General features: G+C 38.5%; 22 protein-coding genes and 1 other annotated feature. Of the genes, 18 read left to right on the top strand and 4 right to left on the bottom strand.

Annotated elements, in window-relative coordinates; all coding sequences use genetic code 11:
• The first annotated feature begins 37 nt into the window (after positions 1 to 37).
• From MHH64_RS12550 to MHH64_RS12560, 3 genes are all read left to right on the top strand, one after another.
• Positions 38 to 847, top strand: a complete 810-nt coding sequence (locus MHH64_RS12550; protein ID WP_340001859.1) for a transporter substrate-binding domain-containing protein — start codon at positions 38 to 40, stop codon at positions 845 to 847.
• Positions 848 to 908: 61 nt separating this feature from the next.
• Positions 909 to 1,571 (top strand): amino acid ABC transporter permease, encoded by a 663-nt coding sequence (locus MHH64_RS12555; protein WP_095307208.1) that lies wholly within the window; start codon positions 909 to 911, stop codon positions 1,569 to 1,571.
• A gap of 17 nt (positions 1,572 to 1,588) precedes the next feature.
• Complete coding sequence (locus tag MHH64_RS12560; RefSeq protein WP_303447375.1) at positions 1,589 to 2,329, top strand: amino acid ABC transporter ATP-binding protein; 741 nt, start codon at positions 1,589 to 1,591, stop codon at positions 2,327 to 2,329.
• Positions 2,330 to 2,363: 34 nt separating this feature from the next.
• Here the strand turns inward: MHH64_RS12560 and MHH64_RS12565 are convergent, their stop codons facing one another.
• Entirely contained in the window at positions 2,364 to 2,849 is a 486-nt protein-coding gene (locus MHH64_RS12565; RefSeq protein ID WP_285844516.1) for a DUF5668 domain-containing protein, read from the bottom strand.
• A gap of 498 nt (positions 2,850 to 3,347) precedes the next feature.
• Between MHH64_RS12565 and hemA the strand changes: the two genes are divergently transcribed.
• The 8 genes from hemA to MHH64_RS12605 all read left to right on the top strand — a co-directional run bounded on the left by hemA (position 3,348) and on the right by MHH64_RS12605 (position 12,175).
• A complete protein-coding gene (gene hemA / locus MHH64_RS12570; RefSeq protein ID WP_303447374.1) occupies positions 3,348 to 4,721 on the top strand; it encodes a glutamyl-tRNA reductase in 1,374 nt (457 codons plus the stop codon).
• Positions 4,722 to 4,831: 110 nt separating this feature from the next.
• Entirely contained in the window at positions 4,832 to 5,641 is an 810-nt protein-coding gene (gene ccsA, locus MHH64_RS12575) for a cytochrome c biogenesis protein CcsA (RefSeq protein WP_303447372.1), read from the top strand.
• Between the two features lie 32 nt (positions 5,642 to 5,673).
• Entirely contained in the window at positions 5,674 to 6,603 is a 930-nt protein-coding gene (gene hemC / locus MHH64_RS12580) for a hydroxymethylbilane synthase (protein ID WP_340001860.1), read from the top strand.
• Positions 6,603 to 7,358, top strand: coding sequence for a uroporphyrinogen-III synthase (locus MHH64_RS12585; RefSeq protein ID WP_095307202.1), 756 nt, complete (start codon positions 6,603 to 6,605; stop codon positions 7,356 to 7,358). Before hemC ends, MHH64_RS12585 begins: the two co-directional genes overlap by 1 nt.
• 6 nt (positions 7,359 to 7,364) lie before the next feature.
• Entirely contained in the window at positions 7,365 to 8,351 is a 987-nt protein-coding gene (gene hemB / locus MHH64_RS12590; RefSeq protein ID WP_095307201.1) for a porphobilinogen synthase, read from the top strand.
• 15 nt (positions 8,352 to 8,366) lie between these two features.
• Positions 8,367 to 9,656, top strand: a complete 1,290-nt coding sequence (gene hemL / locus MHH64_RS12595) for a glutamate-1-semialdehyde 2,1-aminomutase (protein ID WP_340001861.1) — start codon at positions 8,367 to 8,369, stop codon at positions 9,654 to 9,656.
• 301 nt (positions 9,657 to 9,957) lie between these two features.
• Positions 9,958 to 11,103, top strand: coding sequence for a stage VI sporulation protein D (spoVID, locus tag MHH64_RS12600; RefSeq protein ID WP_118889081.1), 1,146 nt, complete (start codon positions 9,958 to 9,960; stop codon positions 11,101 to 11,103).
• 64 nt (positions 11,104 to 11,167) lie between these two features.
• Entirely contained in the window at positions 11,168 to 12,175 is a 1,008-nt protein-coding gene (locus MHH64_RS12605) for a phosphotransferase (protein WP_118889082.1), read from the top strand.
• On the opposite strand, the gene MHH64_RS12610 is transcribed toward MHH64_RS12605, so the two are convergent.
• Complete coding sequence (locus MHH64_RS12610) at positions 12,172 to 12,360, bottom strand: hypothetical protein (protein WP_095307196.1); 189 nt, start codon at positions 12,358 to 12,360, stop codon at positions 12,172 to 12,174. The two genes, MHH64_RS12605 and MHH64_RS12610, sit on opposite strands and share 4 nt — an antisense overlap.
• Positions 12,361 to 12,510: 150 nt before the next feature.
• Positions 12,511 to 12,745: a binding site (T-box leader), on the top strand.
• 60 nt (positions 12,746 to 12,805) lie between these two features.
• On the opposite strand from MHH64_RS12610, the gene MHH64_RS12615 reads away from it, so the two are divergent.
• Entirely contained in the window at positions 12,806 to 15,451 is a 2,646-nt protein-coding gene (locus MHH64_RS12615; RefSeq protein ID WP_118889083.1) for a valine--tRNA ligase, read from the top strand.
• A gap of 48 nt (positions 15,452 to 15,499) precedes the next feature.
• Here MHH64_RS12615 and MHH64_RS12620 read toward each other — a convergent pair whose 3' ends face one another.
• Together MHH64_RS12620 and MHH64_RS12625 are read right to left on the bottom strand one after the other, a co-directional pair.
• The gene (locus MHH64_RS12620; RefSeq protein ID WP_340001862.1) at positions 15,500 to 16,351 is read right to left on the bottom strand and encodes an ATP-grasp domain-containing protein; all 852 of its coding nucleotides are present in this window, start codon (positions 16,349 to 16,351) and stop codon (positions 15,500 to 15,502) included.
• Positions 16,348 to 17,238 (bottom strand): RimK family alpha-L-glutamate ligase, encoded by an 891-nt coding sequence (locus MHH64_RS12625; RefSeq protein WP_303447363.1) that lies wholly within the window; start codon positions 17,236 to 17,238, stop codon positions 16,348 to 16,350. The genes MHH64_RS12620 and MHH64_RS12625 overlap by 4 nt, the downstream gene beginning before the upstream one ends.
• Positions 17,239 to 17,294: 56 nt before the next feature.
• Between MHH64_RS12625 and MHH64_RS12630 the strand changes: the two genes are divergently transcribed.
• The 6 genes from MHH64_RS12630 to mreD all read left to right on the top strand — a co-directional run bounded on the left by MHH64_RS12630 (position 17,295) and on the right by mreD (position 23,144).
• The gene (locus tag MHH64_RS12630) at positions 17,295 to 18,566 is read left to right on the top strand and encodes a folylpolyglutamate synthase/dihydrofolate synthase family protein (RefSeq protein ID WP_303447362.1); all 1,272 of its coding nucleotides are present in this window, start codon (positions 17,295 to 17,297) and stop codon (positions 18,564 to 18,566) included.
• Between the two features lie 125 nt (positions 18,567 to 18,691).
• Positions 18,692 to 19,558 (top strand): SPOR domain-containing protein, encoded by an 867-nt coding sequence (locus MHH64_RS12635; protein ID WP_158586222.1) that lies wholly within the window; start codon positions 18,692 to 18,694, stop codon positions 19,556 to 19,558.
• Positions 19,559 to 19,761: 203 nt separating this feature from the next.
• A complete protein-coding gene (gene radC / locus MHH64_RS12640; protein ID WP_095307212.1) occupies positions 19,762 to 20,445 on the top strand; it encodes a DNA repair protein RadC in 684 nt (227 codons plus the stop codon).
• Positions 20,446 to 20,669: 224 nt separating this feature from the next.
• The gene (locus MHH64_RS12645; protein WP_095307189.1) at positions 20,670 to 21,707 is read left to right on the top strand and encodes a rod shape-determining protein; all 1,038 of its coding nucleotides are present in this window, start codon (positions 20,670 to 20,672) and stop codon (positions 21,705 to 21,707) included.
• A 16-nt stretch (positions 21,708 to 21,723) separates the two neighbouring features.
• Positions 21,724 to 22,605 carry a rod shape-determining protein MreC gene (mreC, locus tag MHH64_RS12650; RefSeq protein WP_118889088.1) on the top strand — a complete coding sequence of 294 codons (882 nt, stop codon included), beginning with the start codon at positions 21,724 to 21,726 and terminating at the stop codon, positions 22,603 to 22,605.
• Positions 22,605 to 23,144 (top strand): rod shape-determining protein MreD, encoded by a 540-nt coding sequence (gene mreD / locus MHH64_RS12655; RefSeq protein WP_187393142.1) that lies wholly within the window; start codon positions 22,605 to 22,607, stop codon positions 23,142 to 23,144. The genes mreC and mreD overlap by 1 nt, the downstream gene beginning before the upstream one ends.
• Positions 23,145 to 23,160: the final 16 nt, after the last annotated feature.

Below are 23,160 nucleotides of genomic sequence, written 5' to 3' on the forward strand. Positions count from 1 at the left end.
AGCTGTTATTTAAATGAAAAAGGGGATGTGGAGAAAGATGAAAAAACTGAAAATTGCGTTATTTTTGATGGTATCTATGATCTTACTAGCAGCTTGTGGAAATAGCGAATCTGCTAATGGAGATTCAAATGCACCTGGTGATGGTGCTGCATATAATTTAGTTGAAGATGGCAAGTTAACATTTGCAGCTTCTGGTGAATTCAAACCATTTAGCTATATGGAAGGCAGTGATATGGTTGGTTATGATGTAGCTGTTGGAGAAGCGATCGCTGAAAAACTTGGCCTTGAGCCGAATCCCCAGCGGGCAAAATTTTCAGGCATTGTTACTGGAGTAACGGAAGGTCGTTATGATATCGCAGTTGCAAGTCATACAATAACAGAAGAACGTTTGCAGCAGGTAAATTTCTCTGAGCCTTATTACTATTCCGGACCGGTTATTTATACTAGACCTGATAGTAATATACAGACAGAAGACGACTTAGAAGGAAAAGAGATTTCTGTGGCCAGAGGTACAACATATCTTGAAGTGGCAGAGCAATATACTTCAAGCATACCTCAAGTAGATAGCGATGTAGTTGCTCTTCAATCGTTAGCAAGTGGTCATCACGATGCCGTAATCACGGATGATGTGACAGGATTTACAGCCATTGATGCAGGATTAGAAATTGAAGGGAAATTTCAGCTTGATGTCGCCGAGCAAGCAGTAGCGGTAAAAAAGGATAACACTGCATTGCTTGAAGCTGTAAATGAGGCCCTTGAGGAGATGAGAGAAAGCGGCGAGCTTGCCGCCTTATCTGAAGAATGGATTGGCGGTGACATTACCGAAGAGCCTGAGATAGAAGAATAAAACATGTGAATGTGCGCATCCGAGCATGCGCACATTCTTATCTAAAGGGGAGTTGAAGCACTTGGAAGACATACTGCATTTTTTTGATGTTTTCATTGGTAGTTATGATGTATTTCTCGATGGTTTATGGATTACGGTGAAGCTATCTGTTGTATCCTTATTAATTGCCATCGTTATTGGATTATTTGTAGCATTGCTTAAAATATCAAACATAAAAATTTTTGAATGGATTGCCGACGCTTACATATGGATTGTTCGTGGAACACCATTAATCGTACAAATTTTTATCCTATATTATGGTTTAACAGATATTTTATTAATTCCGATGTTCTGGGCTGGTGCTGCAGGATTAGCTTTTCATAGTGGAGCTTATATTGCGGAGATTATTCGCGGAGCCATCCAATCAATAGATAAAGGTCAGCGAGAAGCAGGTTTATCACTTGGGATGAATAAAGGTTTGACGATGAAACGAATTATTTTGCCGCAGGCATTCCGAAGAGCGGTTCCATCATTGGGAAATCAATTTATTATTGGAATTAAGGATTCATCCTTAGTTTCCTTTATTGGCATGCAAGATTTATTTGGTGTAGCAAGCACAATGGGCTCGAACACCTTTGACTATTTGCCTTACTACATGACGGTAGCCGTTTATTATTTACTAATCGTACTTGTATTGACGTTTATCGTGAATAAGATCGAAAAACGATTAGCAGTTAGTGATTAAGAAAGAGGGGAACCTAAATGAGTGAAGAAAGAGAAATGATTCGTGTAGAGCAGTTAAACAAGTCATTTGGTGAACTGCATGTTTTAAAGGATATCGATCTAACTGTAAAAGAAAGCGATGTTGTTGTATTAATTGGAGCTAGTGGTTCTGGTAAGAGTACGTTGCTGCGCTGCCTTAACTTTTTAGAAATAAAAAATAGCGGAAGTATTACTATTGATGGAGAACAAATTGAAAAAAAATCACATGACTTAAATAAAATCAGGCAAAAAGTTGGGATGGTATTCCAGCATTTTAATTTATTTCCTCATATGACAGTGCTTGAAAACGTAATTGAAGCACCGACACAAGTTAAAGGTGTGAAAAAAAGCGAAGCAATAAAAGAAGGAAAGATATTGCTTGATAAGGTCGGACTAGGAGATAAATATGATGTGTATCCATCTAAATTATCCGGTGGGCAAAAACAGCGTGTAGCCATTGCACGTGCGTTAGCGATGAATCCCGATGTGATGCTTTTTGATGAACCAACTTCAGCGCTTGACCCAGAGCTTGTCAATGAAGTGCTTGCAACGATGAAGGGATTGGCAGAAGAGGGCATGACGATGGTTGTGGTGACACATGAAATGGGGTTCGCTCGTGAAGTTGCGGATTGGTTGGTATATATGCATGAAGGAAGAATTGTAGAGTATGGTCATCCAGATGAAATTTTTAATAAGCCGAAAGAACAGCGAACTCGGGATTTTCTGAGTTCTGTATTGTAAAAAATCCCGGGGTCTCTTCAATCCCCGGGATTTTTTATTTACGTTTTAATAAGAAAAAGCCGATTATAATTAGGAGTACTGGCCAAAAGCGTTCCAATAAATCGATAACAGTATACAGCCAATCAAAATAGATTGGTAGATTGACAGAAAAAATTAAAAATACAGCTAGCGTGATAAGAATTAGACCAGTAAATAACCCTTTCTTTGTTTTAATAAATCGGACAAGAAAGGCAATCCCGACAATCAGTATGTAAACAGCCCAATGATCAATCCAAAAGGAATAGTGCTGGACACCATGTAAATGAATGCCAATTCCAAGTACAATTGTACCTGCCAGTAAATTTTGGTAATATTTTGAGCTGTATCCATGAATCAATAATGCAAGACCTATAATAATAAGTAAGGTTTGCCATGAATAAAAATTTGTTAAGATAGGTATTTTTAATTCGCGAAGCAGAAAATAAATCCCGATACCAATTAGTAAATAAGCAAGCAATGAATGTTGTTTTTTCACTTTCATAAAACCCCTCTACACCTGTGTTGAATTCTTGATTATCTGTGTGCAGTATGGTAAAGTACACACTAGTTATAATAATTATTATGTAGAAACTATTTTAATGCTATATTTTGAAAGAAACATTTCTTTAATACCTTTCTATACTAACATATTGTTTCCTTTTCTGTTCACAATTTCAGAAAATGGAAAAGGGAATGCATGTTATAATGGTAGGTGAGTTATTATATAGCATATACAATCGTTTATTAAGGAAATTCAACAAGTCCGGTAAAAATGACACATCGAATTTCTTCGTTGGCTTACTTTTCCGTTCCTCACGTATTAAGGGATATTCAATGAACTTCTGTTAAAACCGTCCACGTCCTGTGGACAACACAGAAGTCACCACATCCTGTGGAAGCCCGTTACGGGAAGCTACGCCGCTTCGAACTTCTCGGTCTTTTTTATCCTCCTTTTTGAACTAGGATTTAAACCGTGTAAATTATTTTGGGGGTAGACAAATTGCATATTTTAAAAGTTGGCTTCAATTATAAAACAGCCCCTGTAGAAGTTAGGGAAAAGCTTACATTTTCAGAGCAATCGCTTCACGAGGCGATGACTGAATTAAAAAAACGAAAAAGCATTCTGGAAAATGTGATCGTTTCGACATGTAACCGTACAGAAATATATGCGGTTGTTGATCAATTGCATACTGGCCGTTACTATATTAAACAATTTTTGGCTGATTGGTTCCATCTTGATAAGGAAGAATTCTCCTCCTATTTACGGATAACGGAAGATGATGGCGCCATGGAGCATCTTTTCCGTGTAACTACAGGTCTTGATTCGATGGTACTGGGAGAAACCCAAATTCTCGGTCAAGTGAAACAGGCATTTTTAACATCACAAGAAATGAAAGCAACTGGAACTGTATTTAATGAATTATTTAAACAGGCAATCACTTTTGGGAAACGCGCTCATAAAGAAACGGCAATCGGTGAACATGCAGTCTCCATTAGTTATGCTGCTGTCGAACTGGCTAAAAAAATATTTGGAGACTTACAAAATAAGCACGTAGCTATTCTTGGAGCCGGTAAAATGGGCGAACTTGCCGCTAAGAACCTGCAAGGGTCTGGAGCAACTAAAATAACTGTTATTAATCGTACATTAGCAAACGCTAAAGACTTAGCTGCGAAATTCCAAGCCAAAGCAGAGAGTATGGATAATTTATTACCTGTTATCCAAGAAGCGGATATTTTAATTAGTTCTACAGGGTCAGATTCAATCGTACTAACGAAAGACATGCTTGAACCAATTCAGAAAAAGCGTAAGGGAAAAGCTTTGTTCCTTGTGGACATTGCTGTACCTAGAGATATTGATCCAGACATTAGCAATTTAGACAATGTCTTTTTATATGACATTGATAATTTAAATCATATAGTGGATGAAAATTTAGAAACAAGAAAAGCAGCTGCAGAACAAATTGAAATTTTGATGGAAGAAGAAATCGTGCTGTTCAAGGAATGGCTGAAAACGCTTGGTGTTGTTCCGGTTATTTCGGCTCTACGTCAAAAGGCGCTATCTATTCAATCTGAAACAATGAAAAGTATCGAAAGAAAAATCCCGGATTTGACGGTGAGAGAAAAGAAAGTAATCAGCAAGCATACAAAAAGTATTATTAATCAGCTGCTGAAAGAACCTGTAACACAGGCGAAAGAGCTTGCAGGAACCGATAATGCCGATCAGTCCTTACAGTTATTCATCGATATTTTTGGTATTGAAGAAGAAGTAAAAGCAGAATTTGAAAAACAGGCAAAAAAAAATGAAACAATGGAGTTAATATCAAAAGAAGAGAAGTCCTCCTTTTCGGCTCAAAATAAGTTTACAACGGCGTAGAAAATCATAGCAATCGTTCTGGCGGTTGTATAGGGATTTTATGCTTCGTGGACGTTAATCCTTCAAAATTATAAACAATTCTATCTTCGCAGAAAGGATTATTACATGAGATGAAGTGGATCTACGAAATAATTTTGATTCTATTTAGCCTTAGTTTAATTGGTTTTTTTATCGATTTTATACATCACAACCGGAAAGCAAATAAAATTGCTTTCTGGTTGATTTGTATGGTTTGGTTATTGCAAACCGTTTTTTTCTTTTATGAAGTATTTGGTGAGAAAGGCTTTCCTGTTACGAATCTAGTGGATAGTCTATTTTTCTATTCTTGGGTATTGATTACACTATCCATAATCATCAATAAGCTTTTCAAAATCCGGTTTATTGTGTTTTTCATTCAAGTATTCGGCTTTTTTATATTATTATTATATTTTGCTGCGAGCACCACGCATAACCAATTGAATGACTCGATTCAATTTGTCCATGAAATATTAATTGCACATATTACGCTTGCAATTGTTTCCTATGGTTTCTTTACGGTTGCATTTTTACTCTCTATTATGTATTTAATTCAATATCGTTTCCTAAAAAGGAAAAAAGGGTTAAAATGGATGTGGCAATTAGGAGATTTGAAGCAATTGGATCGTTATAGTTTTATAGCCATCTCGATTGGGGTACCGCTATTATTAATTGCGATTATTTTAGGGGTAGTTTGGGCTTATTTCTCTGCCTCTGAATTTTATTGGTTTGACATGAAAACAATTGGCTCACTGCTTGTTCTAATTGTGTATGTCGGATATTTGGTTTTGCGCCTCGTTGTAGGATATGTTGGAAAGCCGTTAGCAACCTACAATACTGGAGCATTTTTAATATTGTTAGTGAATTTCTTTCTATTCAGCACGTTATCGAATTTTCACTTTTAAAGAACAAGAAATGTTAAGGAGGTACACAACGAATGCGGAAAATTATCGTTGGTTCAAGAAAAAGTAATTTAGCTTTAACACAGACAAAATGGGTGATTGATCAGTTGAAGGCAGCTGGTGTTAAAAATGAATTTGAAATCAAGGAAATTGTTACAAAAGGTGATCGAATTTTGGATGTAACATTATCCAAAGTAGGTGGAAAGGGTCTTTTTGTCAAAGAGATTGAGCAAGCTATGTATGATAAAGAAATTGATTTAGCAGTACATAGCATGAAGGACATGCCATCAGAGTTACCGGAAGGCTTAATGATTTCATCAATCCCGATAAGAGAAGATCATCGAGATGCTTTTATTTCTAAAAACAATGTGAAGCTAACTGATCTACCAAAAGGCGCAATAATAGGTACAAGTAGCTTACGTCGCTCAGCCCAAATTCTTGCAGAGCGTCCAGATATTTCGATCAAGTGGATCCGAGGAAATATTGAAACGAGACTTCGCAAACTGAACGAAGAAGACTATGACGCGATTATTCTTGCTGTATCTGGATTGAAACGTGTTGGTTTAAGTGAAGAGTTGATTACAGAATACCTTGATCCGGAAATCGTTGTTCCAGCTGTTGGACAAGGGGCGCTCGCAATTGAAAGTCGAGCAGATGACGAAGAGATTCAGGGAATCCTGCAAGCTATTAATGATGATTTGACAACGAGAACGGTTACTGCTGAACGAACGTTTCTACATTTACTCGAGGGTGGCTGTCAAGTGCCTATTGGAGGCTATGCCTACCTGGAAGAAGGTGAAGTCATATTAACAGCACTCGTAGGAACACCAGACGGTAAAACGATTTTAAAAGAAACGGTGCGAGGAACAGATCCGAAAGCTGTTGGAAAAGAAGCTGCGGAGGCTTTAATCAGCCAGGGTGCTAAGGAAATTGTAAATCGCGTAAAAGAGGAGCTCGACAAGTAATGGAGCAAACCTTACATGAAAGCAAAATTCTAATAACGAGAGAAGCAAGCCAAGCAAAAGAATTCTCGAAAAAGGTACGAGAGCTTGGTGGTATACCGATTGAGGTTCCTTTGCTTGCGATTTCATGTAAAGATACAGAAGCATCCCAGCACATCTTTTCCAAAATGGGTGAATTCAAGTGGATTTTTTTTACAAGTGCAAATGGGGTCCATTGTTTTTTTACCCTTGCGAAGAAATATAATATGAAACAGCTTCAAGGGCAACGATTAGCTGCTGTTGGTCATAAGACAGATTTAGCACTTAAAAAATATGGCTATCAAGCGGAGTTTATTCCGACAACATATCATGCTGAGGCAATGGCAGAGGAGTTTCTGCAGCAGTTCCCTAAGGCGGGAAAAATTTTGCTGGTTCGAGGGAATCTTTCGCGTGATACGCTTCCAGTGGAATTTACAAAGCACAACGTGCCACATGTTTTGTTGGAGGTTTATGAAACAGGATATAATTATGCAATGAAAGGTCGATTAAACGAACTGTTAACGGAAGACTTGATCGATTTTATTACTTTTACAAGTCCTTCAACAGTTGAGGCGTTTGTCAAAATGGTTGATACGATTCCAAAGAAAAACTATATTTGTATTGGAACAACAACCGAGCAGCGTGCGACTGAACTCGGAATCCAATCTATCACACCGCCTGAGGAATTTACAATTGAAGCGATGCTGGAAACGATATGTAACTACATAAAGAAAGGATAGATTACGATGTCACAATCAATCAATTTTAAACGTCATCGACGGTTACGCTCTTCAAATGCGATGCGTTCGATGGTGCGCGAACACCATCTGAGAACAGAGGATTTTATTTACCCGATTTTTGTTATTGAAGGTGAAAATATTAAGAGCGAAGTTCCTTCCATGCCTGGAGTTTATCAGCTTTCTTTTGATTTGCTGCTTGATGAGGTAAAAGAAGTTTTTGAACTCGGTATACGTTCAGTAATTTTCTTTGGCGTAGTATCAGAGAAGGATGAGATAGGAACGGGAGCTTTTGCTGAAGATGGTATCATTCAACAGGCAACAAGACTAGTTAAAAAGGAATTTCCAGAATTGCTTGTTGTTGCAGATACATGTCTTTGTGAATATACTTCACATGGTCATTGTGGCGTTATCCATAATCATGACGTCGACAACGATGAATCCTTGCAGCTTTTAGCAAAAACAGCTGTCTCACAGGCAGAAGCGGGAGCCGATATTATCGCACCTTCTAATATGATGGATGGATTTGTAGCTGTTATTCGACAGGCGCTTGATGAAGCGGGTTATTCACACATTCCGATTATGTCCTATGCTGTCAAATATGCTTCAGCTTACTATGGTCCTTTCCGTGATGCGGCAGACAGCACACCACAATTTGGTGATCGAAAAACATATCAAATGGATCCAGCAAATCGACTGGAAGCCCTTCGAGAAGCGGAATCAGATGTCGCGGAAGGTGCGGATTTCTTAATTGTAAAACCAGCTATGTCATACCTGGATATTGTGCGCGAAGTACGTGACAATTTTAATTTGCCGGTAGTTGCATACAATGTCAGTGGTGAATATTCCATGGTCAAAGCTGCAGCTCAGAATGGCTGGATTGATGAGAAAGCATTAGTAATGGAGAAGCTAACATCCATGAAACGTGCCGGAGCAGATTTAATTATTACCTATTTTGCAAAAGATGTTGCGAAATGGCTTAAAGAAGATAACTAGAGGAGGCGGACTAAAGTGGTAAGATATAATCAATCTGTAGATGCGTACAAAGAAGCAGTTGATTTAATGCCGGGCGGGGTGAACTCTCCTGTACGTGCATTTAAGTCTGTTGGCATGTCACCAGTATTCATGGAGTCTGGTAAAGGATCTAAGATTTATGACATTGATGGCAATGAATATATTGATTATGTGTTAAGCTGGGGGCCATTAATTTTAGGCCATGCTCCCGACCATGTTGTAACAAAGCTAAAGGAAGTCGCTGAAAAAGGGACAAGCTTTGGTGCACCGACGCTGCTTGAAAACAAGCTAGCGAAATTAGTGATTGATCGTGTTCCATCAATTGAAATGGTTCGAATGGTAAACTCAGGAACGGAAGCAACAATGAGTGCGATTCGTCTTGCTAGAGGGTATACCGGCAGAAATATTATTCTTAAATTTGAAGGGAACTACCATGGGCATGGAGATTCGTTATTAATTAAAGCTGGCTCAGGTGTTGCAACACTTGGATTACCAGATAGCCCGGGAGTTCCAGCGTCCATTGCTCAGAATACGATTACGGTTCCATATAACGATGTAGAAAGTGTTAAACTTGCCTTTGAAAAGTACGGGGAAGATATTGCAGCAGTTATCGTTGAACCAGTATCAGGGAATATGGGTGTTGTACCACCTAAAAATGATTTTCTGCAAAACTTGCGACAAATCACAGAGCAAAATGGTACACTCCTTATTTTTGATGAAGTCATGACTGGATTCCGTGTTGGTTACCACTGTGCACAAGGACACTTTGATGTTACGCCAGACCTGACTTGTCTTGGTAAGGTTATTGGTGGGGGATTACCTGTTGGAGCTTATGGTGGTAAACGCGAAATTATGGAAAGCATTGCTCCTGCAGGTTCCATTTACCAAGCAGGAACCTTGTCAGGAAATCCACTTGCAATGACAGCAGGTTATGAAACCTTATCTGCATTGACAGAGGAATCATATGAGGAAATAAGCAAGAAAATAGATCGACTTGTAGAAGGATTCAAGCAAGCTGCGGCGGAATATGATATTCCTTTACATGTTAATCGAGCAGGTTCAATGTTTGGTGTGTTTTTTACAAATAAAGAAGTCATCAACTTTGAAACAGCTCAGCAATCAAACTTGGATTACTTTGCCCAATATTATCGTGCCATGATGGAAGAGGGAATTTTCCTGCCGCCATCGCAATTTGAAGGATTATTCCTATCAACTGCGCATACCGATGAAGATATTGAAAAAACAATCCAAGCAATCCGAACAGCTTTTTCTAAAATTGAAAAGTAAAAAATCAATCGTGAAAACTCCCGGCTAGTGACATGCGGACTGGACGTGGCGTTCACATTGAGAAAAAATAAGCCATTCCAATGGGGACATCCTTATATTAGGATTGTTCCAGATTGGAATGGCTTTTTTCATGCATATCTCTGTAGGTGGATTCATATAGATTATAAAGACATATCGGCATATTGGTTATATGTTGGCAGAAAAGAAAGTATAAAACTTTCCTTTTTGCAAAAGTGCAGGCGAAGGCGTTCGCTCAAGGATATTAACGAATGCCAAGTTTTTTAAAGAGGAGGGAATTCATTTGGCAGGCGATTCCAAAGCATTCACTTTTGATCTAGAGGAATCACTCTATTTTGAAAAGGGACAGGAAGTTGCGGAGTTAAGAGGAATAGCATTAGAACCTGAAATATCTATCCAGCCCTATGAGGAATATATTTCGATTCGCGGGAATATTGAGCTTCAAGGAGAATACGAAAAAGTAGAGTCTGAGCAAGATGATCGCTCACTGGATTTTGAAGACTTTCAAGCGAAACGTTATGTAGAAAAGGTAATAGATGAGGAAGGATTAGCTGCATTTTCTCATCGGTTTCCGGTAGAAATTTCTGTCCCGCCTTATCGTGTAGCAGACTTGAATGAGGTTACGGTACATGTAGATTCTTTTGATTATGAAATACCAGAACCAAGTCACTTAAAGTTGTACGCAACCATTGAAATACACGGGATTAATAGTGAAGTAGAGCACCAGCGTCAAGAAACGAAGGAAGTTAAGGATACAGAAGAAAAAGAAGTAGATACAGTGGTGGAGGGTAATTCTGTCTCTGAATTAGACTCATTCGAATTTGAATTAAGAAAACCACAAGAAGAGGAACTAGCTCTTACCGATTTATCGGAGACAGAGCTTGATGCAGGACCATTAGATGAACAAAAAACTGTTGAAAAAGAAGAAATACAAACAAGAGAAGAGAAGGATTTCGTTCAAGTAGAAGAAACAGAGGAAGCAGCAGAAACAGTGGAGAATACCGGGGACATTAGGTCAGAAGAAGCGGAACAAGAAGATCATGATCCAGATCGATGGAAAAAGAAATCACAAACATTAGCAGAATTTTTCAAACAATTGTCAGATGAAGAGGCAGAGACAACGGATATAGAAGCAGAAGAGACAGAAGAGTTGGTCACTGAAGAGGATATTGTTGCAGCTGAAGTTAATGAAACAGATAATTATGAAGAGCGTGTTCCAGAAGATGCAAGTTTATTATCGGATATTTTTAGAGAAGCAAAAGAAGAGCAGTTTACGAAAATGAGACTTTGTATTGTACAAAATCAAGACACAATAGAAACAATTGCTGAACGATTTTCCGTAAGCCCACTCCAATTGATAAAACAAAACCAGCTTGAGGATGACTTTGAGGTCCATGAGGGACAGTTGTTGTATATACCTGTCAATTAATAATCGAAAATGCCCCCTGACACTTACGAAACAAGGGGGTATCTCCTTTAGTAGGTGGTGATAAATGATGGAAGTAGTGAAAGACATACTGCAGGCTTATCGAATCTTTCCAACTGAAATCGAAAAGGTTACCGATCGTCTCTATCACATTAAAGACAGTCGTCGTGACTATGCCTTAAAGAAAAGTACATTAAAGCAAGAGGATATTGCTGCATGGGAACATGTTTATTATGTAGCAAATGAGAAAAATCTGTCAGAAATTGTGCCCGTTTATCTAACAAAAGATGGCAAGCTATATGAAGATGTAGATGGTTTCGTTTACTACCTTAGCCCTTGGCTGCTTTTTGCGCCTCGTTCAAGCAGTGAAACATCGATTGAGCGAACGATGGGACTATTAGCACATATCCATGACAGAACTCAGCAAAGTCAACGGATTTCAAAATCCAGCTTAAATAAAAACTTTCATACATACCAAACGTTCTGTGAGCAGCTTCCAAATGAATTATATTCCTATGTGCTTCGCTTTGAACAACAAGCCTACATGTCTCCGTTTGAATTGCAGGTTTGCACGCATTATCGAGATATAGAAACTGCATTAAACCGGATAAATGGAGAGGTAAGTGAATTTCTTGATCAGTCAGAAGAAGAAATAACATGGAATCTTTCCCTTTGCCATGGAAATCTCGCGCTTGATCATGTTTTGAACAACCATATTATTAATTGGGAGCAAGCGCGTTATGATCATGTCGCAGTGGATTTAACAAACTACTTCCATCAGTTAACCGGTGAATACGATCAACCAAATGAGTTAATAATGGAAGGTTTCAAAGTATATAAACGAAAGTATGATCTTGAAATGTTTGATATGAAATTACTATCCATTTATTTACTTAATCCAGCTGATTATATGACGATCATCCGAGATTATGTGAAAAGTACAAAAGAAAAACCACTGACTTATCAAGTCAGTGCATTACAGAAACAATATCGCAAGCTTATTTTTGCATTAAAATGGACAGATTTTATAAAAGAAGAATATGAAACAATAAATTTTGATGATCTGTCAAATTAAATCCATTCCAAATAAAAAGCGATTAATAGTCCAATTAATACACCTAATAAAAGCACATCAAAAGTCGTTGGGATTAACAACGTGCGGATTAACTGGAATATCGTGATCGGTAAAAGAATTCTCTCGAAGACAAAAAGGCATTGTCTTGCCCATGGTGGAAGTTTGTAACGATAAAATCTTGCCACAGGTAGCACCTCTTTCCTTTCTAAGCACATTTACGCTCTTTTTCTATACTATGTATGAATACACCAAATTGGTGCGGATAACAATAATAATAGTTGACGATACTCTAAGTAAGCTATAAAATAATATATATAATTATGTGAAATTATAACGTAAACGCGATGATAGGGAAGAGTACAAAATAAACGCCTTTAGAGAGGGAAATCATGAGCTGAAAATTTCCTAGGTAGATTGTTTTGGAAGGTCGCCCTTGATGCAGTTTCTTTGAAATTAAAATTTAAAGTAGAAGAAGCCGGTATTGACCGTTATCAATCAATGAAGTGTACAAACAATTTTGGTTTGTAAACAAAGGTGGTACCACGGAATCTAACCCTTTTCGTCCTTTATTTTTAAGGATGAAAAGGGTTTTTTGATTTTTAGTGACTGTTAAAAATAGGAGGTAAAGCAATGAGCACAAATGAACAAACGTCCCTTCCGTCGAAATACAATCCGGAGGAAGTGGAAAAAGGTCGTTATCAATTTTGGTTAGAAGGGAAATATTTTGAAGCTACTGGTGATCCAGATAAGGAGCCATTCTCGATTGTTATTCCGCCACCAAACGTTACAGGTAAGCTGCATTTAGGTCATGCATGGGATACAACAATGCAGGATACTATTTCTCGCATGAAGCGTATGCAGGGCTATGATGTATTATGGTTACCCGGTATGGACCATGCTGGAATCGCAACACAGGCGAAGGTAGAAGCGAAATTAAAGGAGCAAGGAACAAATCGTTATGAATTAGGACGTGAGAAATTCCTGGAAAAATCTTGGGAGTGGAAAGAAGAATATGCAGACTTTATCCGTTCTCAATGGGAAAAGCTAGGTCTAGGACTGGACTATTCACGTGAGCGTTTTACGCTGGATGAAGGTTTGTCTGATGCGGTAAAGGAAGTATTCATTAAACTATATGAAAAGGGTCTTATTTATCGTGGAGAATACATTATTAACTGGGATCCGCAAACAAAAACTGCCCTATCCGATATTGAAGTAATTTATGAAGAGGTCCAAGGTAAGTTTTATCATATGCGTTATCCAATTAAAGATAGTGATGAAACAATTGAAATTGCGACAACACGTCCAGAAACAATGCTTGGTGACACCGCAGTTGCTGTACATCCGAAAGATGAGCGTTATAAGCATTTAATCGGCAAAAAAGTAGTGTTGCCAATAGTTGGTCGTGAAATTGAAATTGTTGCAGACGATTATGTAGATATGGAATTTGGCTCAGGAGCGGTTAAAATTACACCGGCCCATGACCCGAATGACTTTGAAATTGGTAACCGTCATAATCTAGAACGCGTTCTCGTTATGCATGAAGATGGCTCCATGAATGAGAACGCCGGTAAATATCAAGGGTTGGATCGTTTTGAATGCCGTAAGCAAATAGTGAAAGATTTGCAGGAACAGGGCGTTCTATTTGAAATTGAGGACCATATCCATCAAGTTGGACACTCGGAGCGCAGTGGTGCAGTTGTTGAGCCATACTTGTCAACACAATGGTTCGTTAAAATGGAACCATTGGCTAAAGAGGCGCTGGATTTACAACATGAAGAAGGTAAAGTTAATTTTGTACCAGAACGCTTTGAGCGTACGTACTTTAACTGGATGGAAAATATCCGTGATTGGTGTATTTCTCGTCAGCTTTGGTGGGGACATCGCATTCCAGCTTGGTACCATAAAGAAACAAAAGAAATATATGTTGGAAAAGAAGCACCGGCTGACATCGAAAATTGGGAGCAGGACGAAGATGTACTGGATACATGGTTCTCCTCTGCATTATGGCCATTTTCAACGATGGGCTGGCCGAATGAAGAATCTGCAGAGTTTAAACGCTACTTCCCAACCGATGTACTTGTAACAGGTTATGACATTATCTTTTTCTGGGTAGCGCGGATGATTTTCCAATCGAAGGAATTTACTGGTGAAAAACCGTTCAAGGATGTACTTATTCATGGATTAATCCGCGATGCAGAAGGTCGGAAAATGAGTAAGTCACTAGGAAATGGTGTTGACCCGATGGATGTTATTGAGAAATATGGTGCCGATTCATTACGTTATTTCTTGTTAACTGGATCAACACCTGGTCAAGATTTACGCTTCCATTGGGAAAAAGTGGAGTCAACGTGGAACTTTGCGAATAAAGTATGGAATGCATCTCGCTTCTCCTTAATGAACATGGAAGGCTTCACCTATGAAGATATTGATTTAACTGGAGAGCTAACACTAGCAGATAAATGGATTTTAACGCGTTTAAATGAAACGATTGATCATGTGACGAAAAACACAGCGAAATATGAGTTTGGTGAAGCTGGTCGTCATTTATATAACTTTATTTGGGATGAGCTTTGTGATTGGTATATTGAAATGGCAAAACTTCCATTATATGGTGACGATGAAGCGAAGAAAAACACAACCAGATCTGTACTTGCACACGTTCTTGATCAGACAATGCGGATGCTGCACCCATATATGCCATTTATTACAGAAGAAATCTGGCAGCAGCTTCCACATCAAGGGGACTCAATTACGATAGCAAATTGGCCAGTAGTTGAAGAGAAGTATCATGATGAAACAGCAGCTGCTGAAATGAAACGGCTCGTAGCAATCATAAAATCGGTTCGTAATAGCCGTGCAGAGGTAGATACACCGATGTCGAAGCAAATTCAAATGCTAATCCAAGCTGAAAATGAAGCCGTAATGCAAGAATTAGAAGGAAATCGTGGTTATTTAGAGCGTTTTTGTAACCCAAGCGAACTAACAATTTCTGTTAACCTTGATGTTCCAGAAAAAGCGATGGCTTCTGTCGTAACTGGCGCTGAAATATTCCTTCCTTTAGAAGGGCTGATTGATTTCGATAAGGAAATTGAACGGTTAGAGAAAGAGCTTACAAAATGGACGAAAGAAGTGGAGCGGGTTCAGAAGAAGCTTTCCAATCAAGGATTCGTTAGCAAAGCACCAGCCGCAGTTGTGGAGGAAGAAAAGCAAAAAGAAGCAGATTATCTTGATAAACAAGCAAAAGTGAAAGCAAGACTTGAGGAGTTAAAGGGTTAAATCAAACTAATGCAAAAATCGGAAGTCCAATTTGAGGACTTTCGATTTTTATCTAATGCGCTGTTTTATATGACCAACATATGTCTCAAGGATATTTATATCACTACACGCACTTAATGTTCTCGAGCCGACAACATCCTCAATCTCGTTGAACAGAAGCTTACCATCATGTCCAATTAAAAAGTCTATCCCAACCATACCGAAGTCAAAGTGATCGATAATTTTATGGATCAGTTTTCCCTCCGAGTCATTTAGTGAATAGAGTCTCGCGTCTCCACCTAATGTAAAATTGGCTCGAAAATCGGTCGTGCTTTCGCGTAATACTGCACCAATAATTTCTTTCCCAACGACAAACACACGAAGATCTTTCCCCATCTGAACGGCTGTTGGTTGCATGATAATGTTGCCCTGGATTGACTTTCTGCATGTCAGCCAATCCTGCTTGTTCGTTATATAAAAAACCTGCTTGCCGCCTCTGCCACTCACTTCTTTCACAATAAATGGATAGTCAAGTGACGGAATGTCCTGCATTAACTCTTTTTTACTGTATATCGTATCAACCATCGGTAATCCAAGCTGATTGATATGATGATGCGTAAGCGCCTTATCATTACAGATCGTAGCTACGGTAGAGGAATTAAAAACGGTAACACCCTTTGTCTCCAAATGAAGGTTCAATAAAGGCTCGATTGTCCTAACGATAGCGAAATCCGGCAGCTGTACGGGCTCGTTATGAATAAGCGCTTGCTGTTTATTTTGCATGATTCCGATTGTCAGATCTTCTCGGTGAACAAGCTGTAACGACAATTCTTGTAAACTTGCTTCCTCGATAAACCACTCAATAAATGCTTTGTTTCGGATGGCATCTTCTTCCTGATAAATGAGCCAACCAGTTTTCATGATAATACCCCCAAAATATGTTCCATGATGTAGTCGGCTGCATTAATACCAGTACAGTCTAGTAAGTTTCGGATATGTGCATTCGAGTTAATTTCACAAACAAGCCGTTTATCATCTGGACCAATTAATAAATCGACTCCTGCAAAATCTGCATTAATTGCTTTCGTTGCGGCAACGGCTAGCACTGCTTCTTCCTTCGTAGGCGTATACATGCTCATTGCCCCTCCAGATGTCACATTCGCGCGAAAATCATTTATATTAACTCGCTCCATCGCTGCAACAACTTGGTTGCCAACGACTTGTAGGCGTAAATCCTTTCCGTAACTGGAGGGAATAAATTGTTGGAATAAATAAGGTTTGCCTTGGATGGCATCGATTTTAGTAATAATCTCTTCTAGACTATGTAATAAATAGACCTGTTCTCCAAAGGACCCAAAGGCTTCTTTAATAATTAACGGTAGACCTAATTGTTCGATAGCTTTCTCGACTAATTTATGATCAATGTTTCCGGTTGTGAAGATTTTCGGTGCAACAATTGTTTTAGGCATCGGGATGTTGTGAGTTGCCATGTATTGATAGGAAGCGATTTTATCATCGCTAATTTCAATTGCTTTTGAGCTGTTAAAAACTGTTATCCCTAGTAATTCAAGCTGTCTTGCCAAATAAATATCTTTATCAGCAAAAACGACAAAATCTGGAAGCTCTGCTTTATCTAGTTGAACAATTCCAAGCTGATCTGTAGCTAATAGACTGAGTAATGCATTGTTTTTTAAAATTTTCATGTCAATGCCTTGTTTTGTTGCAGACTCTTGAATCATTTCCGCATAATCAAGAAATTTATTTCCTGGCAGGTTTCCATTGTAAATAATCCATCCATTTGGTTTCATTTGATTTTATCCTTTCTGCTATAATAACGTTACTTCTTATCGAAAGTGGTGTAATTATGTTTACGACATTTCCAGAAATTGAAGATTTTTTCAATAGCCGAAAAGCTTTTGGTATTAAGCCTGGCTTAGATCGAATTCATCGGCTGCTTGCATTATTAAATCATCCAGAAAAGAGCGCGCCTGCTATTCATGTGGCGGGCACAAACGGGAAAGGCTCGACAATTCAATTTATAAAAAATGCTTTACAAGCAAATGGTTACAAGGTAGGTGTTTTTACATCACCAAGCTTAACTGGATTAACTGGGCATATGAAGCTAAATGATTCTGAAATAACGGAGCAGCTATTTGTTGATCTATGTAATGAACTGTATCCTCATGTAATTCAGCTTGACCAAGAAAATGATCCTCCCACGGAATTTGAAATGATTACCGCGCTGGCTTTTCTTTATTTTTCAGAACGCGTTGATATTGCTCTGATTGAGGCAGGGATGGGCGGAAGAGAGGATACAACAAACTGTTTCCAACCAATCCTGTCCATTATAACAAATGTTGCAAAAGACCATACAGCTTTTCTGGGGAATTCTATTTCTGAAATTGCCTATCAAAAAGCAGGAATCATTAAAACGGGTGCTCCTGTTGTTGTTGGCCATTTAGAAACGGAAGCATTTACAGTGATTAAAGCGGAAGCTGAGAAACATTATACACCTGTCTATCAATTGGGGAAAGATGTTATTTATAATCACAATCAAGGTCAAAGCATGACATGGTATAGTAAAGAGAGAACGGTACATTTAAAGCTGCTGATGTATGGTGACTACCAGTTCCAAAATGCGGCGCTTGCTCTAATGGCACTCGAAAAGCTCAATGATGCTGGTTATCAAATTTCCTTTTCTAAAGCATCACCAGCAATAGAACAAACTAGGCTAGCGGGAAGATTTGAGATCGTAAATAAGAACCCGCTAATAATTCTTGATGGCGCCCATAATCCTGCTGGAGTTGCTGCGTTTATAAAAACCGTTAATGAACACTTTGCGGAAAAGGATAAGCAATTATTAGTTGCTGTATTTAAAGATAAAGAGCTTGATGCCATGCTTGAGCAACTGAGTACTTCGTTTACGTCAATTACGCTAACGACCTTTCAGCATCCACGTGCAGCAAAGGCAGTGGACCTATATCGCTTAGCCCCTGCAAAACAAAAGCGCATTGCTGATGATTGGAAACAGGAAGTAAATCAAATACTACAAGGCAAGGGTAACGGCGTGTGGTTTATTACAGGTTCTCTCAACTTTATTTCGCTTGTTAGAGAATATATCTTTTCGAGAAATTAAACAAAGGAAAAAGCCAAATTATGTTGAACGATTTTTTAATTGATTGTCATTTTTCGTCTTACTTTTTAAAAATCCTGTGCTAGAGTTATAGAAACAATCCATAACCGGTCACAGGAGGGGAAATTGTGGGAAAACATAAGGCAATTCTTGTAGAAAAAAATGGTGATCAGCTTAAATACAAGCTGCATGATAAAAAACACTCTTCTACAACAACTAAACAAACAGCAGCTTCCGTCGAAGATTCTGATAAATCAATTCCTGTATTAACCGGGTCTAGTAAATCAAAAAATGCTTTTAGTAAAAAGAGACCTGGGAACTTTCACACATTTAAACCACTAATAGTTGCAATTATATCTGCACTTATTATAGGGTCTGCACTTGGATTCTTCTTGCTTCGCTTATTTGTTGATGTAGAAGGACAAATAGCAGGCGAAGCGACAGACCATGTACCTAGTGCAGCATTAGCTGAAAATAACGCTCCTGCTGCGGATTCTACCGATGTTCAACTGGACTCGTTACAAGCGCATGTTTTACAGGCTGGTATTTTTTCGGAAGAAGCCAATGCAGTTGAATGGGCGGACAGCTATCTAGCAAAAGGGGTTCCAACCATGATTTGGGAGAAGGATGATCAGTATTTTCTTCTAGCTGGAATTGCGGCTACAAAGGAAGAGGCGGCACAGCTGGCAGATAGTTTGAAAGCAAAGGGTTCAATTGAAATCTATGTGAAGGAATGGAGTACATCAACTGGAGAAGTTCGACTAACAGAAAGTGAACAAGAGTGGATTCTTAAATTTCAGGAGGTTTGGAATAACGCTTTAGCTGGTTGGACTGGAGAACAAACCTTGTCAGCGGAGACCTGGAATGAACTAGCTGGTACTGCCCCTGAGAACTCTGAAACGTTAACACCGCTATTGTCGGCTATTAAAGACCCAGATGAACAAGCAACACAACTGTTGCAGATGATGTATTATTATGAACAACTTAAACAATAATCTGAAGTCAAAAAACAGGTGGAAAATTACCTGTTTTTTATTTTTTTAATCGTATTCACTAGTGAAAGAATTGTTTTCTATTTGGGAAAATAAGATTTTGTAGGCTGCTTTCCTTATTAAAATAGATTTTTACTAAGTTGTTGGCTTGTCTAGAAGAAGATATGATAATCCTAATCATAAAGAGAGGAGGAGCCATATTGAATATGCAAGAAATTATGATAAAAGATGTACCAAAAGAAGAACGACCACGGGAACGATTGCTAAGTCATGGAGCTGAGCCACTATCCAATCAAGAATTACTATCTATTCTTATTGGCAGTGGCACGAGAGATGAATCCGTCATGTCAGTTGCCAATCGTGTACTTATGCATTTTGAAGGGTTAAAGCTATTAAGAGGAGCTACGATTGAGGAACTAACTTCAATTAAAGGTATTGGTACAGCGAAGGGATTACTGATTTTATCAGCAATCGAACTTGGTCGACGAATGCATGCATATAAGTCGATTGATAAATATGTTATTCGTTCACCAGAGGACGGTGCAGATTACATTATGGAGGAAATGCGGAGTTTAAATCAAGAGCACTTCGTAGCCTTATTTTTGAATACAAAAAATCAAATTATTCACAGGCAAACAATTTTTATAGGGAGTCTGAATGCAGCAATTGTACATCCCCGTGAGATCTATCGAGAAGCTGTTAAACGATCAGCCGCATCAATTATCGTTGCCCATAATCACCCCAGTGGAGACCCCGAACCATCTCAAGAAGACATTCATGTAACAAGACGATTAGTTGAATCAGGAAAAATGATTGGAATCGATCTTTTGGATCATTTAATTATTGGAGATCGAAAATTTGTATCATTAAAAGAAAAAGGCTACTTATAACACTATCTATTTTGTGGATTTTTTCGTATAATTATAGAAGGATTTACTAGCAGCGCCATTTTTCAAGATTAGAATGAAAGTGGCGCTTCTTATGATTACGAGATGAGTGCAAGGTATGTCAGTTTTTTAATGTGGATTGGATGATAGGTTGCAACGGATAAGATGAATCGATATAGTTAGACTACATATGTAAAGCGAAAGGTGATTCGGAGAGGAAGATTTTATTGGGCATTTTTAGTTTTTCACAGGACTTTGGAATCGATTTGGGTACAGCTAATACATTGGTTTATGTAAAAGGAAAAGGTATTGTTGTGCGTGAGCCGTCAGTTGTTGCTCGTAATACAGAAACTGGCCAGATCGAAGCAGTAGGCAGTGCAGCAAAGAACATGATTGGAAGAACACCTGGCAATATTTCTGTTATACGCCCGATGAAGGATGGTGTTATTGCAGATTACGATACGACAGCAGCGATGATGAAATATTATATTAAAAAGGCAATGAAAAATCGTTCCATGTTTGCAAAAAAGCCGAATGTTATGATTTGTGTACCATCCGGTATTACGATGGTTGAAGAGCGTGCAGTTATTGATGCTACAAAACAGGCGGGGGCAAGAGACGCTTTTCCAATCTCAGAACCGTTTGCGGCAGCGATTGGAGCAGGGTTGCCGGTTTGGGAACCGACTGGGAGTATGATAGTTGATATTGGTGGGGGTACAGCAGAAGTAGCTGTCATCTCACTAGGTGGAATTGTAACGAGTCAATCAATTCGTATTGCAGGTGACAATATGGACGAGTCCATTATAAGTCACATACGTAAAAAATACAGCTTGCTTATTGGTGAGCGTTCTGCAGAATCGATTAAGATGGATATTGGGATGGCTCGTAAAGCAGATCCCGATGTTGAAATGGATATTCGTGGGCGGGATTTATTGACAGGTTTACCGAAAACCGTTACGGTAACAGCGGAAGAAATTTCCCTCGCTTTGGATGATACAGTTGATGCCATTGTTGATGCAGTAAAAGTTACACTGGAACGAACACCACCTGAACTTGCAGCTGATGTAATGGATCGTGGCATTGTCCTATCTGGTGGAGGAGCATTACTCAAAAATTTAGATCAAGTAATAAGTGACGAGACGAAAATCCCTGTTTTTGTTACAGAGGAACCTTTGGAAAGTGTGGCAATTGGTACGGGCAAATCACTGGACTATATTCAGCAGTTCCGCTCTAGCCCAAATGTCTCATCTCGTCCTTTAAATTAATAAGTAGGTGTCTTAGGTGCAATTTTTTCGTAATAAACGACTTTTTATTCTATTAATTGGTTTTATAGTTTTGGTAGCTTTGATAGGCTATTCACTAAATAATCGGGAAAATTTAAGTACTCCCGTAAAATTTATTAATGATGCGGTTGGGTGGACACAGGAAGTGATTCATACTCCAGTCAAATTCATTACGAATATTGTTTCAAATATTAATGATTTTAAAAACACATATGAAGAAAATCAATTATTGAAAGAACAGCTGTCACAATATCAAACATTGACTTATGAAGTTCAAGAAATCAAAAAGGAAAATGAAGAGCTCATGGCTTTATTGGAAATTGAGGACTCAGCTAGAGATTATAATCCGATTCAAGCAACGGTTATCTCTAGGTCACCTGAACGTTGGGTTGAGCAGGTGACAATCAATAAAGGTAGACAGGACGGTGTAGCCAATAATATGGTTGTTATCACCGCAGAAGGTATGGTAGGCAAAATTCAAAGTGCTTCCGAATTTACTTCAACAGTGCAGCTTTTAACTGGATTTGATCAGTTTAATCGTATTTCTGCAACAATCTCTAGAGGTGACGATGAGAAAAATATCTTTGGAATGATTGAAGGATTTGAAGAAGAAACAAATTCATTGCTGTTCCGGATCATTGAAGAGTCAGACAAAAATTTAGAAGAAGGAGAACTTGTTGTTTCTTCTGAGCTAGGCGGAGAATTTCCTGCTGGGCTTCCCATTGGGAAGGTCAAGGAAGTTGTATCTGATCAATATGGATTAACCCGTATTGCGATGGTTGAGCCAGCTGCTGATTTATACGAATTAGGTCACGTCATCGTTGTTGACCGTGCTTTGGAGTCAGCAGAGGGAAGCAATGATGAGGAGGAAGTTGAGTGATGAAACGACTATACATTCCTCTCATTCTTTTTCTGTTAACTATTTTAGAGGGTGTTGCACTAGATCTCTTGCCATCTGAACTTATAATGAGCGATATGCTTATGGTACCGCATTGGGTTTTTGCGTTTCTAGTATATATGGCAGTTTTCTATGACAATGATAATACGTACCATTCTGTCGTCTATGCATTACTTTTTGGATTATTAATTGATATTGTATATACGGGAATACTCGGTATTTACATGTTTACGTATGCATTAATAATTTATATAATTCATGGCCTTAAGAAAATGCTCCAGGGGAATTTTTATGTTTTATTGTTACTCGGAGCCGTTGGATTTATTCTAGTAGATCTTTCTATTTATGTTATTTACATGGTTGTAGGATTAACAGATATGGTCTGGGAGAACTATTTAACAGGACGTCTTCTGCCAACAGGCGCTTCAAATTTAGTGTTTTTACTAATTGTTTATCCTTTCATAGCAAAACGGCTTGCTAGATGGGGAAGAGAACAGTTAACTGGAAGTAGCACACTGTGAGTGAAAAAACTTACCT

This window comes from Oceanobacillus sp. FSL K6-0127 (assembly GCF_037983385.1).
Classification (GTDB): Bacteria; Bacillota; Bacilli; order Bacillales; family Amphibacillaceae; genus Oceanobacillus; species Oceanobacillus profundus.

What these genes read in the sequence shown, in the direction of transcription:
- MHH64_RS12605 (WP_118889082.1), top strand. Translation starts at nt 11,168, where the DNA reads ATGATGGAAGTAGTGAAAGACATACTGCAGGCTTATCGAATCTTTCCA.
- hemC (WP_340001860.1), top strand. Translation starts at nt 5,674, where the DNA reads ATGCGGAAAATTATCGTTGGTTCAAGAAAAAGTAATTTAGCTTTAACA.
- MHH64_RS12630 (WP_303447362.1), top strand. Translation starts at nt 17,295, where the DNA reads ATGTTTACGACATTTCCAGAAATTGAAGATTTTTTCAATAGCCGAAAA.
- MHH64_RS12565 (WP_285844516.1), bottom strand. Translation starts at nt 2,849, where the DNA reads ATGAAAGTGAAAAAACAACATTCATTGCTTGCTTATTTACTAATTGGT.
- mreD (WP_187393142.1), top strand. Translation starts at nt 22,605, where the DNA reads ATGAAACGACTATACATTCCTCTCATTCTTTTTCTGTTAACTATTTTA.
- MHH64_RS12625 (WP_303447363.1), bottom strand. Translation starts at nt 17,238, where the DNA reads ATGAAACCAAATGGATGGATTATTTACAATGGAAACCTGCCAGGAAAT.
- radC (WP_095307212.1), top strand. Translation starts at nt 19,762, where the DNA reads ATGCAAGAAATTATGATAAAAGATGTACCAAAAGAAGAACGACCACGG.
- hemB (WP_095307201.1), top strand. Translation starts at nt 7,365, where the DNA reads ATGTCACAATCAATCAATTTTAAACGTCATCGACGGTTACGCTCTTCA.
- MHH64_RS12550 (WP_340001859.1), top strand. Translation starts at nt 38, where the DNA reads ATGAAAAAACTGAAAATTGCGTTATTTTTGATGGTATCTATGATCTTA.
- ccsA (WP_303447372.1), top strand. Translation starts at nt 4,832, where the DNA reads ATGAAGTGGATCTACGAAATAATTTTGATTCTATTTAGCCTTAGTTTA.
- MHH64_RS12615 (WP_118889083.1), top strand. Translation starts at nt 12,806, where the DNA reads ATGAGCACAAATGAACAAACGTCCCTTCCGTCGAAATACAATCCGGAG.
- MHH64_RS12560 (WP_303447375.1), top strand. Translation starts at nt 1,589, where the DNA reads ATGAGTGAAGAAAGAGAAATGATTCGTGTAGAGCAGTTAAACAAGTCA.
- MHH64_RS12620 (WP_340001862.1), bottom strand. Translation starts at nt 16,351, where the DNA reads ATGAAAACTGGTTGGCTCATTTATCAGGAAGAAGATGCCATCCGAAAC.
- MHH64_RS12585 (WP_095307202.1), top strand. Translation starts at nt 6,603, where the DNA reads ATGGAGCAAACCTTACATGAAAGCAAAATTCTAATAACGAGAGAAGCA.